The sequence below is a fragment of the Pseudoalteromonas phenolica genome (assembly GCF_005886345.1).
GTDB lineage: Bacteria > Pseudomonadota > Gammaproteobacteria > Enterobacterales > Alteromonadaceae > Pseudoalteromonas > Pseudoalteromonas phenolica_A.
In genome coordinates this window covers 95,846-111,028 of the sequence record NZ_PNEC01000008.1, presented here as the reverse complement: position 1 = coordinate 111,028, position 15,183 = coordinate 95,846, and the positions used below count along the sequence as shown (strand labels likewise).

The following is a 15,183-nucleotide window of genomic DNA, read 5'->3' as shown; positions in this document are numbered from 1 at the left end:
GCCGAGTAAAGTAATCATAGTCGTGGTGATATGCAGGTTTCAAAACAGCAAGCTAAATGGTTTGCCGAGCAAGTAGTAGAGTGGTACCACCTACATGGTCGTAAGACCTTGCCTTGGCAATTGGGCAAAACGCCTTATAAGGTATGGGTGTCGGAAGTGATGTTACAGCAAACACAAGTTGTTACTGTGATCCCTTATTTTGAGCGTTTTATGGCGCGCTTTCCGACGATTGTCGATTTAGCTGATGCACCAGAAGATGAAGTGTTGCACCATTGGACGGGGTTAGGTTATTACGCCAGAGCACGTAATTTACACAAGACAGCGAAAATTGTGCGTGACCAATATGGGGGTGAGTTTCCTGAAACTTTTGAACAAGTTCTCGATTTACCGGGTATAGGGCGCTCGACCGCTGGGGCGATTTTGTCGCTTTCACTAGGTCAGCCGCATCCGATTTTAGATGGTAATGTAAAGCGTGTCCTAGCTCGATTCTTTATGGTTGAAGGCTGGTATGGGGTTAAAAAAGTAGAAAATTTACTTTGGTCCTTAAGCGATACCATCACGCCAAAAGACAATGTCACTGAATTTAACCAAGCCATGATGGATTTAGGTGCTAGCCTTTGTTCACGCAGTAATTTTAATTGTGAAGCGTGCCCGTTAATGAGTCAGTGCCAAGCCTATGCAAACAACCAAGTTAAAGTTTTCCCTAACTCTAAACCGAAGAAAGAAAAGCCAAAAAAGCAGGCGTATCATTTGATAATTAACGCAGATAATAAGGTGCTTATGGAAAAGCGCCCAAGTTCGGGCATTTGGGGCGGTTTGTTTGGCTTCTTTGAATTTGAGTCATTACAAGACGTTGAGACTTTTATTGCTCAGCAGGGGCTTAAAGGAAAAGTACAATCTCTAGAATCGTTTGTGCATATTTTTACTCACTTTGAACTGACGATACATCCGCAAATTTTAAAGCTAGATACAATTGCTGATTGTGTTCATGATAATCAGCTTATCTGGTTTGACTTAGCAGAGCATCCAGAAGTTGGGCTTGCAGCTCCAACGAAAAAGTTAGTTAAACTCCTAGGCACAATGGGGTAGACTAACGTCATTAATCGAGCATTTAATTAGGTGATGAACTATGGCACGCACAGTGTTTTGTCAGAAATTACAAAAAGAGGCTGAAGGCCTTGCTTTTCAACTTTACCCTGGTGAAGTGGGTGAAAAGATTTTCAATAATATCTCTAAAGAAGCTTGGCAACAGTGGCAGCATAAGCAAACTATGCTGATCAATGAAAAGCACCTAAACATGATGGACCCAGATCACCGTCAGTTGCTAGAAGAGCAAATGGTCGGTTTCTTATTTGAGGGTAAAGAAGTAGAAATCGAAGGTTATCGTCCACCTGAGAAATAATCTTCTTAATCTTAATTTTTATCTAAATTAAAAAAGCCCCGCAAACTTGAGTTTGCGGGGCTTTTATTTGTTTCTTACTTTTCGGTGCTATTTGCGATTAGTGAAGAATACGCGCTCTGATGGTACCTTCAACTGCACTCAGCTCTTTTAGGGCCACTTCAGAATGGTCGGTATCTACATCAATAACGACATAACCAATTTTGTCATCGGTTTGTAGGTACTGAGCAGCAATGTTGATGCCGTGCTGAGCAAATGCTTGGTTAATTTGTGTAAGCACACCCGGGCGGTTGACGTGCACGTGCAATAAGCGGCTACGGTTCGCAAGCTCAGGTAACGATACTTCAGGGAAGTTCACCGCGCTTAGTGTAGAGCCATTATCTGAGTATTTAGCCAGTTTACCCGCGACTTCAATACCAATGTTTTCTTGTGCTTCTTGTGTCGAACCACCTACGTGTGGGGTTAAGATCACGTTATCAAATTCGCGCAGTGGAGAAACAAACTCTTCGTCGTTAGATTTTGGTTCTACCGGGAATACGTCGATTGCAGCACCAGCTAGCTTTTTATCTCTTAGAGATTCTGATAGAGCATCGATATCGACTACCGTACCGCGAGAAGCATTAATTAAAATCGCACCTTGCTTCATCACTTCAAGCTCAGCCATGCCGATAAGGTTTTTAGTCGATGGTGTTTCAGGAACGTGCAAGCTTACAACATCGGCGCGTTGTAAAAGTTGCGTTAGATTTTGAATTTGTTGTGCATTACCTAAAGTGAGTTTGTCTTCAATGTCGTAAAATTCAACTTTCATACCGATATTTTCAGCCATAATACCAAGCTGAGTGCCGATGTGACCGTAACCAATAATACCTAAGGTTTTACCACGGGCTTCATAAGAGCCAATTGCTGATTTGAACCACTCACCACGGTGAGCCATGGCGTTACGCTGTGGAATGCCACGAAGTAATAAAAGAATTTCACCTAGTACGAGCTCTGCAACTGAACGTGTATTTGAGAATGGTGCGTTAAATACCGCAATACCACGCTCTTTAGTCGCTTGTAAGTCAACTTGGTTTGTACCAATACAAAAGCAGCCTACCGCAACCAGTTTTTCTGCTGCATCAATAACGCGTTGATTTAAGTGAGTACGCGAGCGAATACCCACAAAATGAACGTCTGAAATACGTTCGATGAGTTCATCTTCAGGTAAGGAAGTCTTAACATAATCAATGTTGCTATACCCATTGCGCTTTAGGGTTTCAACTGCGCTTTGGTGTACGCCCTCTAACAACAGTATTTTGATCTTTTCTTTTGCTAAAGAAACCTTACTCATGACTCATTCCTATTTTACAATTTTAGGACCTTCTGGTGTCCCTGTGATAACGATGTCTGCGCCGCGCTCAGCAAATAAGCCGTTAGTAACTACGCCGACGATTTGGTTAATTTGTTGTTCAAGCTGCTTTGCATCGTTGATCTCTAAACCGTGCACATCCAAGATCACATTACCGTTGTCAGTGATCACGCCCTGACGGTAAACCGGATCGCCACCAAGTTTAAGAAGTTCTCTTGCCACATAACTACGTGCCATAGGGATCACTTCAACTGGAAGTGGGAATGCACCCAAAGTCTCTACATGCTTAGTGTTATCAACAATACAAATAAATTTATCAGCTACTGCCGCTACGATTTTTTCACGGGTTAATGCTGCGCCACCGCCTTTGATCATGTCATTACGTACATTGATCTCATCAGCGCCGTCAACATACACGTCTAGCTTAGCTACATCGTTTAACTCGTAAACTTCAATGCCTAGTGCTTTTAACTTTTCAGTAGAAGCTTCTGAGCTAGATACTGCGCCTTTAATGTCATCTTTAATGCTGCCTAACGCATCAATAAAATGATTTACCGTAGAGCCTGTGCCAACACCTACAATAGTGCCTTCTTCTACAAACTCTAGTGCAGCCCACGCCGCTGCTTTTTTCATTTCGTCTTGAGTCATTTCAGTTCCAAGGTTGTTGTCAAAAGTTGTCAATGCAAGTATACCGAAATCGTAGGCAAAATGACGTGTTTTAAGTGTTCATCTTTGAAGTTTTACCACTGGTAAAACTTCGTCGGTGTTAAAATCTGCTGTAAAGGCACATCCCATGCTTCTATTGGTAAGCTTTCTACTTTCTGACAATCGTGGGCAAGACCAATTAACTTAGGCTTTTCACGTTGTTCAGCATAGTGCTTGGCCAATGTTCTATCGTAGTAGCCACCACCCATTCCAAGTCGATTACCTTGCTCATCAAATGCAACTAAGGGCATTAGCAAAATATCTAATTCTGGAAGCGGGCAAATTTGGCTGCAATTCAGCTTAGGTTCCAAGATAGCATAGCGATTCGCCACCATGGGTGAGTTTTCTTCATATTGCTGAAATAGCAATGAGGCGCCGTTGAAAGGGTGAATTATAGGTAGGTAAACTTGATGTTTTTTAACTCTAAGCTCTTGAATTAGCTTGTTTGTGTTGAGTTCGCCATCATTGCTTAGATAAAGCCCTGTTTTGGCCTTTTCAGGGAGTTTTATGTGTTGAAAAAAATTAATAGTTAAGTTTTCTTCGGCTTGGTTTTGAAATGATGGAGTTAGGTTTCTTCTAGCTTCGCGCACTTTTTTTCTGATTTCAGTGCGCGATATTTTTGAATTGTGAATTTTACTCATGTTAAAAAGCGACTAGTTCAGGGAAAGCAAGTGCGATAGCTAATATGATCAACAGAACTATGAGTACAATGCCAAGACCATATTGCACTTTTTTACTGCGTTTAGGGGGGGGATCAAGCTCAAGTTCATCAAAAAGGTCGTCTTCTTGCCAATCATCTTCAACTTTATTTTCTTTCACGATCTCTTGTGAAGGTAAACGTTGCTCTAATTCTTCTAAGCGTTCTTCGATTCGAATAAGGCTAGAAGTAATGTAATCAAGCGCTTCTAGAATGCGCTCATCTTTAGAGTTTTGAATTGAGCTGGCGTTATTTGCATTGCTCTCAGCTGATTGCAGCTTGGCATGTAAACCAAAGCTGGCCAATAACTTTACTTGTTTTAGGCATTTTGCTTTTTCGCTGGGGGCAAATAAAGATTTGCCTTGCGTGAACGCGGTGATTTTTTGCGGCGTTGTTTTAAGTTTTAAGCTGAGCTGCTCGATGACGGCTGATTCACTCACGCTGCTATCGAAGCCGGCAAATACAACACGGTATTTGTCAGTCATGGAAAAACATCCTTAAATTCGCTAATGCTTCGAGTATACCCAAATTTTAAAGACATGCGAATGAAGGAGGGGCTTTATAATGGCCTTATATGCAAGATATAAGGCCATGATATAAGTTTTTAGTACTTAGCTGATTTGCCATTCGGTAGGGCGTTTTGAATAAATTCACGTAAGTCTTGATTCGATTGTTCTAAATCAGCACGACGTAAATACATCATATGACCTGAGCGATAACCTTTAAAGCTTAAACGGTCGCGCATTTTTGCACTTGGGTCGAGTTGCCACATTGTATATTTTGCATCGAAATAATTGGTTGCACCGTCATAGTATCCCGCTTGCACTAACACATTAAGGTAAGGGTTTTGCGCCATGGCTAAACGTAGTTGCTCGCCGGTGTTGTTGTTTGTTCGATCCCATGGATGAACCGAGCCAAACATATTGTATTTAATGTCGGTTTTGTAGTTTAACTCTTCACGTAGATAGTAATTAATAGCTGGCGTGAAAGAGTGTAGCCATGAGGTAAGCTCAGGCCAATAATCAGGGCGACTGCCAGCATCGCGTTTATCAATACCTAAATAACGAGAGTCTAAACGGCCAAGTGTTTGACCTCTGTCTCTTAGCAGCTCTTTCCAAAAAGCGCTGGTCGGAATATCTAAATTGTTCTGAGCGACAAAGGTTTCTGATAAACCACTGAACTTAGCAACTTGCTTAATTGTTTGTTGCTTTTCAGCATCGCTGATAAATGCACCTTTTGCCAATGCTGGTAGGTATTGGTTAATGGTGTAAGTTTCAACTTCGTCTAATACATCTAATAAGTCTTTATTTTGTAGCTCCGATGCTAAAGCTTTGTGGTACCAAGCCGCCGCCGCATAGTAAGGTAAGCGATTTGCAGCCTTTACTGGGCCTTGGCGTTTAATGCCAATGTCGGTAGGTGAAACCAATACCACGCCATTTAAGTACATCCATTGGCTGTTTTGTAGTTCGTGAGCAAGACCTGATACACGTGTAGTGCCATAGCTTTCACCAATTAAAAATTTAGGCGATAAAAAGCGGTTGTTGCGATTTACAAAAGTGTTTAGCCATTCAGCGAGGTATTTGATATCAGCATTAACACCAAAGAAACGCTTCTTCTGCTCTGCCTTACTAGGCATTTTTCCATCTTTGTTTGGTAAAACTCGCGAATAGCCAGTATTAACTGGGTTTACGAAAACAATGTCAGCGACGTCTAAAACTGAGTAAGGGTTGGTTTGTACACCGTACGGTTGAACCGGGTAACCTTCAGTATCGATATTTAAAGTTTTAGGGCCAGTGTAAGCAATATGCATCCACACTGACGCAGAGCCAGGACCACCATTAAAGGAGATTAGTAGTGGGCGCTTACTTAAGTCTTTAACATCGGTTTTTTTGTAATAGGTGTAATGTAAAGTGGCGATCGGGTGACCTTCCTCATCCCATACTGGCTGAGTCCCTGTGGTCGCAGTGTAATTAATTCTCTCACCAAGAATTTTAGTTTTATGTTTTGTGACAACTTGGTTGTCTATGTCGATTTGGCGGTTATGTTCACTTGCATTAACCGCTTGGCCGATCAGCAATGCTGCACTGATGATGATGTATTTTAGTTTCATTTTTTGATGTCCTCCGAAACTAAATAATGTTCTGCTCTTATTGAATATGCAAAGTTTATGAGTCCAAGTAAGGGCAAATTGAGATGGGTGTAAAAGTGATTGAAATTTATGCACCAGCTCAGTTCAATTTGCATAACTACGCACTTAATTGGTGCATTTTATCTAATTTTAAATGTTCTTAAATTGTTAACTTTATGTATTTTTTAAAGTTTTAATTTTGGTATAGAGCTTGATTATTCATTGCCAACATAACGCATCACAATGTCGAAGGGGGCAATATGAAAATGATCAGCGCTATCATCAAGCCATTCAAACTTGATGAAGTCAGAGAAGCATTATCGGAGCTGGGTGTAGAAGGTATGACAGTTGTTGACGTAAAGGGTTTTGGTCGTCAACGCGGTCACACCGAGCTTTACCGAGGTGCTGAATATCAAGTTGATTTTATTCCAAAAATCAAAGTTGAAATCGCAACACAAAGCGAAAATGCAGAGCGTATTGTTAACACCTTAAGCGAAGTGGCTCGCACCGGCAAAATCGGTGACGGTAAGATTTTTGTGTATGACCTAGACCAAATTGTACGTATCCGTACTGGTGAATTCGACGAAGAAGCGATTTAGGAGCAATAACAATGGAAAACAGCATTATAGAACTCAAGTTCTCTTTAAATACTTTTTACTTTTTAATATCAGGCGTATTGGTTATGTGGATGGCAGCGGGCTTTGCCATGCTTGAAGCGGGTTTGGTTCGCTCAAAAAACACCACTGAAATCCTAACAAAAAACATCGCGCTCTATGCCATTGCTTGTACAATGTTTTTGCTGGTGGGTTACAACATTATGTACGTTGACAATACCGCTGGTGGCATAGTGCCGAACTTTGGCGCGCTTATCGGGAGTGCTGCAGATGATGCAACCCATGCATTAGAAGCTGACTTTTTCTTCCAAGTTGTCTTTGTGGCAACTGCAATGTCAATAGTGTCAGGCGCTGTCGCTGAGCGAATGAAACTTTGGGCTTTCTTGGTATTCACCGTCGTTTTAACTGGTTTAATTTACCCAGTTGAAGGCTTCTGGACTTGGGGCGGTGGTTTCTTATCAGAAATGGGCTTTGTAGACTTTGCAGGTTCAGCGATTGTACATGGTGCAGGTGCAGCAGCGGCATTAGCGGGTGTATTACTGCTAGGAGCTCGTAAAGGTAAGTATGGTAAGAACGGTGAAGTTTACCCAATTCCAGGTTCAAATATGCCACTTGCAACACTAGGTACATTTATCTTATGGATGGGTTGGTTTGGTTTTAATGGCGGTTCGCAATTATTCATTGCTGATAAAGCAAATGCGGTGGCAGTCAGCCAAATTCTAGTAAATACTAACGCAGCTGCGGCAGCAGGTGCGATATCAGCATTACTAGTATGTAAATTACTTTGGGGCAAAGCAGACCTAACTATGATTTTAAATGGTGCATTAGCTGGTCTAGTTGTGATAACTGCTGAACCAGCTTCGCCATCACCTACACTGGCGGTACTACTTGGTGCACTAGGTGGTTCACTGGTGGTTTTCAGCATTGTTTTCCTTGATAAGGCTAAGATTGATGATCCAGTAGGTGCGATTTCTGTGCACGGTACCTGTGGCGCTTTAGGCATTATGTTAGTACCACTCTCAAATGGCGATGCGAACTTTGTGACACAGTTAATTGGTTTAGTCAGTATCTTTGCTTTCGTATTCATCGCTTCTTACATTGTATGGGCCGTCTTAAAGTCAACAATGGGCATTCGAGTTGGTGAAGAAGAAGAGTTATCAGGTATGGACCAGCACGACTGTGGTGTTGATGCTTACCCTGAGTTTGTTACGGTTCGCGGTCAATAGTTGTCAAAGTTTCAATTTGCACGTAGTGGGTGAAGAACAAATATCAGAAGTATCGAGTTAAGATTAACTGAGTGGTGTTCATGTGATGAGAGTTACCCACTACGTGCATTTTGAATACTAAATGATATCAAGCCTAACTTAGCAATGAGTTAGGCTTTCAGCTGTGATTAATCTAAGGTAATCTATGTTGAATTAACTGGCATTAATCATTCGTGAACTCAGGCATGGCCGAAAAAAAGACTCCTACCTCAAAATCGTCTACAAAAAAAGCAACACCGAAAAAAAGCGCTGCGCCAAAATCGAAAAGCACAAAAAAAACAACGAATAAAACCACAAAACAGTCAAAAGGCAGATTTGCCCAAATTAGACAAAGAACCTTGCTAGGACTTTGGCGTTTATTTTGGAAAGGCAGTATTGCTGTTATCGCGGTGTTAGCCTTTTATGTGATTTATCTTGATGCCAAAGTGACTAAGCAATTTGAAGGGAATAAATGGCAGTTGCCAGTACAGGTTTATGCCCGCACTATGGATTTTCGACCTGATCAATATTTATCAGAAAAAGAAGTGCTTTGGGAGTTAAAGCGCTTAAATTATTCAGAAGTAAATCAGCTTAGCCGCACAGGCCAGTATGTGATTGAAGGGCGAACTATCCGTATCTATCGACGCGCTTTTGAGTTTTATGATGGCGTTGAACAAGGCAAAGTATTTACCTTAAATTTTGCCGGTAAAAAATTAGCCAGCATAGTCAATGAGTCTGGTCGTCGTGTGCCAAAAGCTCGATTAGAGCCCGTACAGATTGCTCGTATTGGCAATGACTCAAAGCAAGACAGAGAGTTTGTACCACTCGATAAATTCCCCACGATATTAAAAGATGCGTTATTGGTTGTGGAAGATAGAAACTTCTATGAACATCATGGTGTATCTGTCATGTCTATTCTTAGAGCGCTTTATACCAATATTAAAGCAGGAAGAACGGTACAGGGTGGTAGTACTCTGACTCAGCAGTTAGCAAAAAACTTTTACCTAACTCGTGAACGTACCTTAACACGTAAGATCAATGAAGCCTTGATAGCGATGATCTTAGACTTCAGATATAGTAAAGATGCCATTTTAGAAGCCTATTTAAACGAGGTGTACTTAGGGCAGGCATATAATCAAGGTGTGCATGGTATGGGACTGGCGGCAGAGTTTTACTTTGCAAAGCCTGTCGATGAGCTTGAATTTGACCAAATTGCATTATTAGTCGCGATGGTCAAAGGGCCTTCTTATTACAACCCGAGACGTTATCCTGAACGTGTCCAAGAACGTCGTGATCTGGTACTTAGACTGCTAGCTGAAAATGGTTACTTAAGCACTAATGAATATCGTCAGTCATTAGAGCGACCGATAAAAGTTGAGCCACTTAACCGTAATCGCCAGCAAAGTTACCCCGGCTATCTTGAGTTGGTAAATCGAGAGCTAAAAGAATTGCTACCTGATAAGCAAGTGATTAATGCTGGTGTGAGGATATTTACCTATTTCGATTTGCAGAAACAAACGGCTATGGAGGAGTCTATTCGCAAAGGGCTGCCATATTTAGAGCGCAAATATAAAACAGAAAAGCTTGAAACAGCGATGCTTTCAGTCAATCTTGAAAAAGCGGGGGTATCTGCTTTGGTAGCTGGTCGAGATATGCGCTTTAGTGGTTTAAACCGCGCACTCGATACCAAACGACAAGTGGGATCGCTCGTCAAGCCTGCAATATATCTTTCGGCCTTTGAACAAAACACGCATAGTCTCGGCACCTTGTTAGAAGATGGGCCGCTAGAGGTCAAAGATAGCTCAGGGGATGTATGGACCCCTGAAAACTTCGATCATAAATTTAGAGGCAAAATGCCTTTGTATGAAGCATTCAGTAAAAGTATTAATATTCCGGCGGTAAACCTAGGATTAGATATTGGCGTGCATAAAGTCGCTGAAACCCTAAATGAATTAGGTATTCAGCAGCAGGTTGAACAATACCCTTCGTTACTTCTTGGCGCTCTAGAGCTTTCTTCATTCGATGTGGCACAGATGTATAGCACTATTGCTAGACAGGGCCGTTATCAGCCGTTAACCAGTATTGCAGCTATGACTAACTCTGTTGGGCGAGTATTGTATGAACATCGCACGCGTTCAGAGCAACGCTTTGCTGAAGAGTCGATTTATATGACCAATTATGGTTTAAAACGAGTGACTAAAGACGGCACTGCGAAACGTATTAATCTGCATTTCCCGTCTATTCAGCTAGCAGGAAAAACAGGTACCAGTAATGATTTAAGAGATAGTTGGTTTGCAGGCTTTGATCATAATACCGTTACAGTGGCTTGGCTAGGGCGTGATGATAACAAACCAACTGGGTTAACAGGCTCAAGTGGTGCATTGGAGTTGTATATTCGCTATTTGAAACCGCTGAATCCACAGGCCATTGCAGATCAAAGACCTGACGGTTTGCGCTGGGCGTTTGTGAACCCGAAAACAGGGCGCCAAGCTGCACCTAGTTGCGGTAAAGTTATTCAACTACCTATCCGTCGAGAGCAATTTAACCCTGCACCAACCTGCTTATAGTTTAAATTGCTTTATCGCTCCCTCAAGTTGCGTGCTCATGGCTGATAATGTATGAGCATCATCTTGAGTTGCTATTGCAGACTCTAGAGTGTGCTGTGCTACATCATTAATCGCAGTAGCATCACTAAGAGCTTGTTGTGTAGAGACTGATTGTTGTTGAACTAGTTGGCCAATGTGCTGGCCTTGGTTATCAATATCAATCATGCTGCTTTGCGCTTCTTGTAACACCTGATTAGTTTTTTCTGCTGCAAGCACGCCTTGTTCCATTTGCTCAACACTGCGGCGCATTTTATCTTGAGTAGTGTGTGAAGCCTGTTGAAGTGCATTAATGATGGTGTGAATCTCTTCAGTTTGCTGTTGAGTACGCTTGGCTAAAGTGCGGACCTCATCGGCAACCACAGCAAAGCCTCGACCTTGTTCACCTGCTCGAGCAGCCTCAATAGCAGCATTAAGCGCGAGTAAATTGGTTTGTTCGGCTATTTCACTGATTGCGACACTGACCTTACTAATATCTTGGCTATCTTGTGCCAGCTTATCAAGTGCTTGTCGACTTTCTTCAAACTCTTGTTGCAACATAGTCATATGTTTAGCAAGTTCAGTTGTGTTTTCACTGCCTTGTTTGACATGCTCGGCTGCTTTACTTGCTAATTTAGTCGCTTCTTGTGAAGAGTGTTCGACAGCGTTTGCGGCTTCGGTCATGTTTTCTAACGCAAATACGATAGTACTTATTTTTTGCTGTTGCTGGCTGACGTCTTCACGGGTACTTTGGCTGATTTCATTGAGTTTGCTGGTGGCATTTTGTAGGTTGCCACTGGTACTTTTTACATCCCCTAAAAGATTGACCATAGCATCAAGTACTTGATTGTATTGGTAAGCAATAATACTCATCTCGTCATTACCAATCGCCGTTGCTTTGGCGCTTAAATCACCTTGTGCAGCTTTGCTTGCGTTGTATTCAAATGCGCGAATATTGTCTACCACAGCAAAGTAAAAGCCGAACATAAGGTAACTCGCTAGCAGCAGTGACACAATCGCTGCAAGCACGACACTGTTTCTGAGCATTTGTTGAGACGATAGACGTTCGTTTAGTAATGTTTTTAAAAGTGGTGTTGCCGTATTGATGAGCATACTCACTTGTTCAAGCGTATCGCTTTTTAAATTATTGAATTGGCTCTGTGATAATTCTAATTCATCAGGGTCAAGTAAGTTGTTTTGAATACTGTTTTTAAAAGCCTGTACGGATCGTGTCACTTTATCTAGTTGCTGTGATAGCGCTGATTTTACAGCTTGATTATCTGTGATAGCCACAGCCAGTTTACCTTCTAAACGTTCAGCGTAACTGGGTAATGATTTATTGTAATTCGAGAGTGCAATAAAGGTGTCTGGGGTAAATGAACCCGCTTGGATCACCAATAATGCTTGCTCAGAAGTGAGATTTATTTGTTCGATCAAGCTCGGAACAGACTCAACCAAAGAGCGATTTATATAAGAGCGTGCAATATCGCCATCAATGGCAAGTTTTGATTGAATAGAGACTTGTTCGAGCGCGTGTTGTTGCACGCTATCTGTGATAATAAAGCCGTTGCTTCTGGCTAACTGACGATTTGCCTGCTTATTTTCAGACATAACATTTTGTAAAAGCGTTGGGTAGAGCGCTAAACCACTTTGTTGCTGCTGTGTGAGTGCAATATTTTGGCTGAGAATAGAGCTTAAGAAGAATAAGCTGACACTAAGAGGAACAAGTAAAATACCAAAAATTAGACTTATTTTGCTTTTGTATTTCAAATTGGCCATTAAAGAAATAGCGGGTGAGAAAAGCGTTTTTGATCCTTGCATGAGCGTCACTTGTTAATTGTGTGTATTAGATAGACCGAACAACTTTTAATTTTAGTTCAAAATTATTTTTTTCTTTAAAAAACAAAAAAGCCCACAAATGTGGGCTTTTAATTTATTGCTACAAAACTTCTTATAACTTTTTAAATACTTTTGCTGCTGCGGCAATCGTGTCAGCAATATCAGAATCTGTATGCATTGAGCTTACAAAGCCAGCTTCAAAAGCAGAAGGGGCAAGGTAAACACCTTCTTCGAGCATTAAATGGAAAAATTGTTTAAAGCGTTCTAAATCACATTCAGTTGCTTGCTGATAGCTGTTTACAGACTCAGCTGTTGTGAAGAAGAAACCAAACATGCCACCCACATAGTTTGTGGTCAGTGGAATACCCGCTTCATCAGCAGCTTGTTGGAAACCTTCGCACAGTGCTTTGCTTTTCGCTTCAAGCTCTTGGTGTAAATTACCCTGGCTTAATAGCTCAAGGGCTTTTAGACCTGCAGCCATAGCAATAGGGTTACCTGATAAAGTACCAGCTTGATACACAGGACCTACTGGCGCGATGAAATCCATGATTTCTTTTTTCCCACCGAAAGCACCTACTGGCATACCGCCGCCGATGACTTTACCTAAACAGGTTAGATCAGGCTGAATGTTGTAGTAAGCCTGTGCGCCGCCAAGAGCCACACGGAAACCCGTCATTACTTCGTCAAAAATAAGTACTGATTTGTGCTCATCACACACTGCGCGAAGTCCTTCAAGGAAACCTTCAACTGGCGGAATACAGTTCATGTTGCCCGCAACCGGCTCTACGATAATACAAGCAATTTCGTCTTTGTACTCATTGAAGATAGCTTTAACTTGCTCAATATCGTTGAATGCTACCGTTAATGTATGCTTGGCGAAATCTGCAGGAATACCCGGAGAGTTAGGCACACCCATAGTTAAGGCACCAGAACCTGCTTTAACTAATAGTGAATCAGCGTGACCGTGGTAACAGCCTTCAAACTTTAGAATTTTGTCACGGCCTGTGAAACCACGAGCAAGACGAATAGCACTCATTGTTGCTTCAGTTCCAGAGCTTACCATGCGTACTTTTTCGATTGATGGCACTAGTTCTTTTACTTTCTCAGCCATCAATATTTCAGTTTCAGTCGGAGCACCGTAACTAAGGCCGCGCTCAACTGCTTCTAAAACGGCTTGTTTAATTTCTGGATGGTTGTGGCCTAAAATCATAGGACCCCAAGAGCCCACATAATCAATGTATTTTTTATCGTCAGCGTCGTAAGTATAAGGACCTTCAGCATTGGTGATGAATAGCGGCGTGCCACCTACACCATTGAATGCACGCACTGGTGAGTTAACGCCACCAGGAATTGATTCTTGAGCGCGAGAAAATAAATCTTGGCTAATTGTCATGTATATAGTCCTATTTTAACTGTTACGTTTACGGCTGAACCAAGGTACATCTACTTCGTAGTTTTGTACTTGGTTTTCAACGCCTAAAGTTAACGCGAATAACGCCATGCGGATCAATACGCCATTTTGTACCTGGCGGAAGATTGCTAAATTGTCGTTATTGTTTAAATCATTGTCTAGCTCGTTCGCATCACTGCGGCTATCGCGAGGCAGTGGATGCATAAGCACAGAAGTAGGTTTACAGTGCGCATTATAAATAGCTTGGCTGATTCTAAAGCCACCACGGTATTTGTTGGCTTCTTCTTGGGACGGGAAGCGCTCTTCTTGAATGCGTGTTTGATAAACGATATCAGCGGCTAGGTTACCTTCCATCTTAGAAACAAGTTCGATTTGATGCCCTGCGTTCGATACAGTATCAAGAATATAGTCTGGCATTTGTAAGCCATCAGGTGCAACCATAGTAAATTTTACATCTTTATAGTGGCACAGCAGCTTTGATAAAGAGTGCACGGTACGACCATATTTTAAGTCGCCTACCAGCGCAATGTGCATGCCATCGATGCCACGCTCAAAGCGGTGTAGTTCTTTATCTATGGTTAAAAGGTCAAGTAATGCCTGAGTAGGGTGCTCATTTGGACCGTCACCACCGTTGATAACTGGCACGTCAGAGCCTGTTGCAAATTCAGCTACCGAACCTGCATCTGGATGACGCATAGCAACTGCATCTGCATAAGCTGAAATAACGCGCGCGGTATCGTATAAAGATTCACCTTTTGCAAGGGCTGAACTTTGCATGCCCGTCGTTTCACGAACCAAACCACCTAGCAAATTGAACGCAGTACCAAAGCTGACACGCGTACGTGTACTTGGCTCAAAAAATAGGTTAGCTAGAACAGCACCTTCAAGTACATTGGTACGTTTTTGCTTTTTAGCATATGGTTCCATTTTCTTTGCTACAGCAAAGATCTGTTCAATGGCATCTCTGTTTAATTGATTTACAGAGAGAATATTTTCACCTTGGAAACTTAACATGAGGCGATCCCTAATCAGAAAATGACGAGCGATTAAAAGCGAGGCTTTCAACCAATATATTTAGCAGGCCAAGACTGGCTGACTTGGCGCAGTATAATAGCATAATTAACCTGAGCTCTGGATAATAAATCTATCTCCAGCGCCTACTTTCAACGTTAACTGCGTTGAATTTACTTGCAATAGACCAGCTATTGACGCGTAA

At 41.9% G+C, this 15,183-nt stretch carries 13 protein-coding genes; 5 read left to right on the top strand and 8 right to left on the bottom strand.

Features of this window, described 5'->3' with window-relative positions; translation table 11 throughout:
• Nucleotides 1–30: 30 nt before the first annotated feature.
• Entirely contained in the window at nt 31–1,089 is a 1,059-nt protein-coding gene (gene mutY, locus CWB72_RS04505) for an A/G-specific adenine glycosylase (protein WP_138629560.1), read from the top strand.
• 40 nt (nt 1,090–1,129) lie between these two features.
• Nucleotides 1,130–1,402, top strand: a complete 273-nt coding sequence (locus tag CWB72_RS04500; RefSeq protein WP_058030911.1) for an oxidative damage protection protein — start codon at nt 1,130–1,132, stop codon at nt 1,400–1,402.
• Nucleotides 1,403–1,499: 97 nt separating this feature from the next.
• On the opposite strand, the gene serA is transcribed toward CWB72_RS04500, so the two are convergent.
• The 5 genes from serA to CWB72_RS04475 all read right to left on the bottom strand — a co-directional run bounded on the left by serA (nt 1,500) and on the right by CWB72_RS04475 (nt 6,259).
• Nucleotides 1,500–2,729, bottom strand: a complete 1,230-nt coding sequence (serA, locus tag CWB72_RS04495; protein WP_058030910.1) for a phosphoglycerate dehydrogenase — start codon at nt 2,727–2,729, stop codon at nt 1,500–1,502.
• A gap of 9 nt (nt 2,730–2,738) precedes the next feature.
• Nucleotides 2,739–3,395: a ribose-5-phosphate isomerase RpiA gene (rpiA, locus tag CWB72_RS04490; protein WP_138629558.1), complete on the bottom strand. Its 657-nt coding sequence runs from the start codon at nt 3,393–3,395 to the stop codon at nt 2,739–2,741.
• A gap of 92 nt (nt 3,396–3,487) precedes the next feature.
• A complete protein-coding gene (locus tag CWB72_RS04485; RefSeq protein ID WP_138629556.1) occupies nt 3,488–4,093 on the bottom strand; it encodes a 5-formyltetrahydrofolate cyclo-ligase in 606 nt (201 codons plus the stop codon).
• A gap of 1 nt (nt 4,094) precedes the next feature.
• A complete protein-coding gene (locus tag CWB72_RS04480; RefSeq protein WP_138629554.1) occupies nt 4,095–4,634 on the bottom strand; it encodes a hypothetical protein in 540 nt (179 codons plus the stop codon).
• 119 nt (nt 4,635–4,753) lie between these two features.
• Nucleotides 4,754–6,259, bottom strand: a complete 1,506-nt coding sequence (locus CWB72_RS04475; RefSeq protein ID WP_138629552.1) for a S10 family peptidase — start codon at nt 6,257–6,259, stop codon at nt 4,754–4,756.
• Between the two features lie 278 nt (nt 6,260–6,537).
• Between CWB72_RS04475 and CWB72_RS04470 the strand changes: the two genes are divergently transcribed.
• The 3 genes from CWB72_RS04470 to mrcB all read left to right on the top strand — a co-directional run bounded on the left by CWB72_RS04470 (nt 6,538) and on the right by mrcB (nt 10,702).
• On the top strand, nt 6,538–6,876 hold the full coding sequence (locus tag CWB72_RS04470) for a P-II family nitrogen regulator (RefSeq protein WP_130254678.1): 339 nt from the start codon (nt 6,538–6,540) through the stop codon (nt 6,874–6,876).
• Nucleotides 6,877–6,887: 11 nt separating this feature from the next.
• A complete protein-coding gene (locus CWB72_RS04465) occupies nt 6,888–8,117 on the top strand; it encodes an ammonium transporter (RefSeq protein WP_138629550.1) in 1,230 nt (409 codons plus the stop codon).
• 224 nt (nt 8,118–8,341) lie between these two features.
• On the top strand, nt 8,342–10,702 hold the full coding sequence (gene mrcB, locus CWB72_RS04460; protein ID WP_138629548.1) for a penicillin-binding protein 1B: 2,361 nt from the start codon (nt 8,342–8,344) through the stop codon (nt 10,700–10,702).
• Here the strand turns inward: mrcB and CWB72_RS04455 are convergent.
• From CWB72_RS04455 to CWB72_RS04445, 3 genes are all read right to left on the bottom strand, one after another.
• Complete coding sequence (locus CWB72_RS04455) at nt 10,697–12,538, bottom strand: methyl-accepting chemotaxis protein (protein WP_138629546.1); 1,842 nt, start codon at nt 12,536–12,538, stop codon at nt 10,697–10,699. The genes mrcB and CWB72_RS04455 overlap by 6 nt on opposite strands.
• A 130-nt stretch (nt 12,539–12,668) precedes the next feature.
• Entirely contained in the window at nt 12,669–13,949 is a 1,281-nt protein-coding gene (gene hemL / locus CWB72_RS04450; RefSeq protein WP_138566915.1) for a glutamate-1-semialdehyde 2,1-aminomutase, read from the bottom strand.
• A gap of 15 nt (nt 13,950–13,964) precedes the next feature.
• Complete coding sequence (locus CWB72_RS04445; RefSeq protein WP_130254683.1) at nt 13,965–14,981, bottom strand: aspartate carbamoyltransferase; 1,017 nt, start codon at nt 14,979–14,981, stop codon at nt 13,965–13,967.
• Nucleotides 14,982–15,183 lie beyond the last annotated feature (202 nt).

Excerpts from the sequence above, each read along its gene's own strand:
- mutY (WP_138629560.1), top strand. The coding sequence starts at position 31 with ATGCAGGTTTCAAAACAGCAAGCTAAATGGTTTGCCGAGCAAGTAGTA.
- CWB72_RS04500 (WP_058030911.1), top strand. The coding sequence starts at position 1,130 with ATGGCACGCACAGTGTTTTGTCAGAAATTACAAAAAGAGGCTGAAGGC.
- serA (WP_058030910.1), bottom strand. The coding sequence starts at position 2,729 with ATGAGTAAGGTTTCTTTAGCAAAAGAAAAGATCAAAATACTGTTGTTA.
- rpiA (WP_138629558.1), bottom strand. The coding sequence starts at position 3,395 with ATGACTCAAGACGAAATGAAAAAAGCAGCGGCGTGGGCTGCACTAGAG.
- CWB72_RS04485 (WP_138629556.1), bottom strand. The coding sequence starts at position 4,093 with ATGAGTAAAATTCACAATTCAAAAATATCGCGCACTGAAATCAGAAAA.
- CWB72_RS04480 (WP_138629554.1), bottom strand. The coding sequence starts at position 4,634 with ATGACTGACAAATACCGTGTTGTATTTGCCGGCTTCGATAGCAGCGTG.
- CWB72_RS04475 (WP_138629552.1), bottom strand. The coding sequence starts at position 6,259 with ATGAAACTAAAATACATCATCATCAGTGCAGCATTGCTGATCGGCCAA.
- CWB72_RS04470 (WP_130254678.1), top strand. The coding sequence starts at position 6,538 with ATGAAAATGATCAGCGCTATCATCAAGCCATTCAAACTTGATGAAGTC.
- CWB72_RS04465 (WP_138629550.1), top strand. The coding sequence starts at position 6,888 with ATGGAAAACAGCATTATAGAACTCAAGTTCTCTTTAAATACTTTTTAC.
- mrcB (WP_138629548.1), top strand. The coding sequence starts at position 8,342 with ATGGCCGAAAAAAAGACTCCTACCTCAAAATCGTCTACAAAAAAAGCA.
- CWB72_RS04455 (WP_138629546.1), bottom strand. The coding sequence starts at position 12,538 with ATGCAAGGATCAAAAACGCTTTTCTCACCCGCTATTTCTTTAATGGCC.
- hemL (WP_138566915.1), bottom strand. The coding sequence starts at position 13,949 with ATGACAATTAGCCAAGATTTATTTTCTCGCGCTCAAGAATCAATTCCT.
- CWB72_RS04445 (WP_130254683.1), bottom strand. The coding sequence starts at position 14,981 with ATGTTAAGTTTCCAAGGTGAAAATATTCTCTCTGTAAATCAATTAAAC.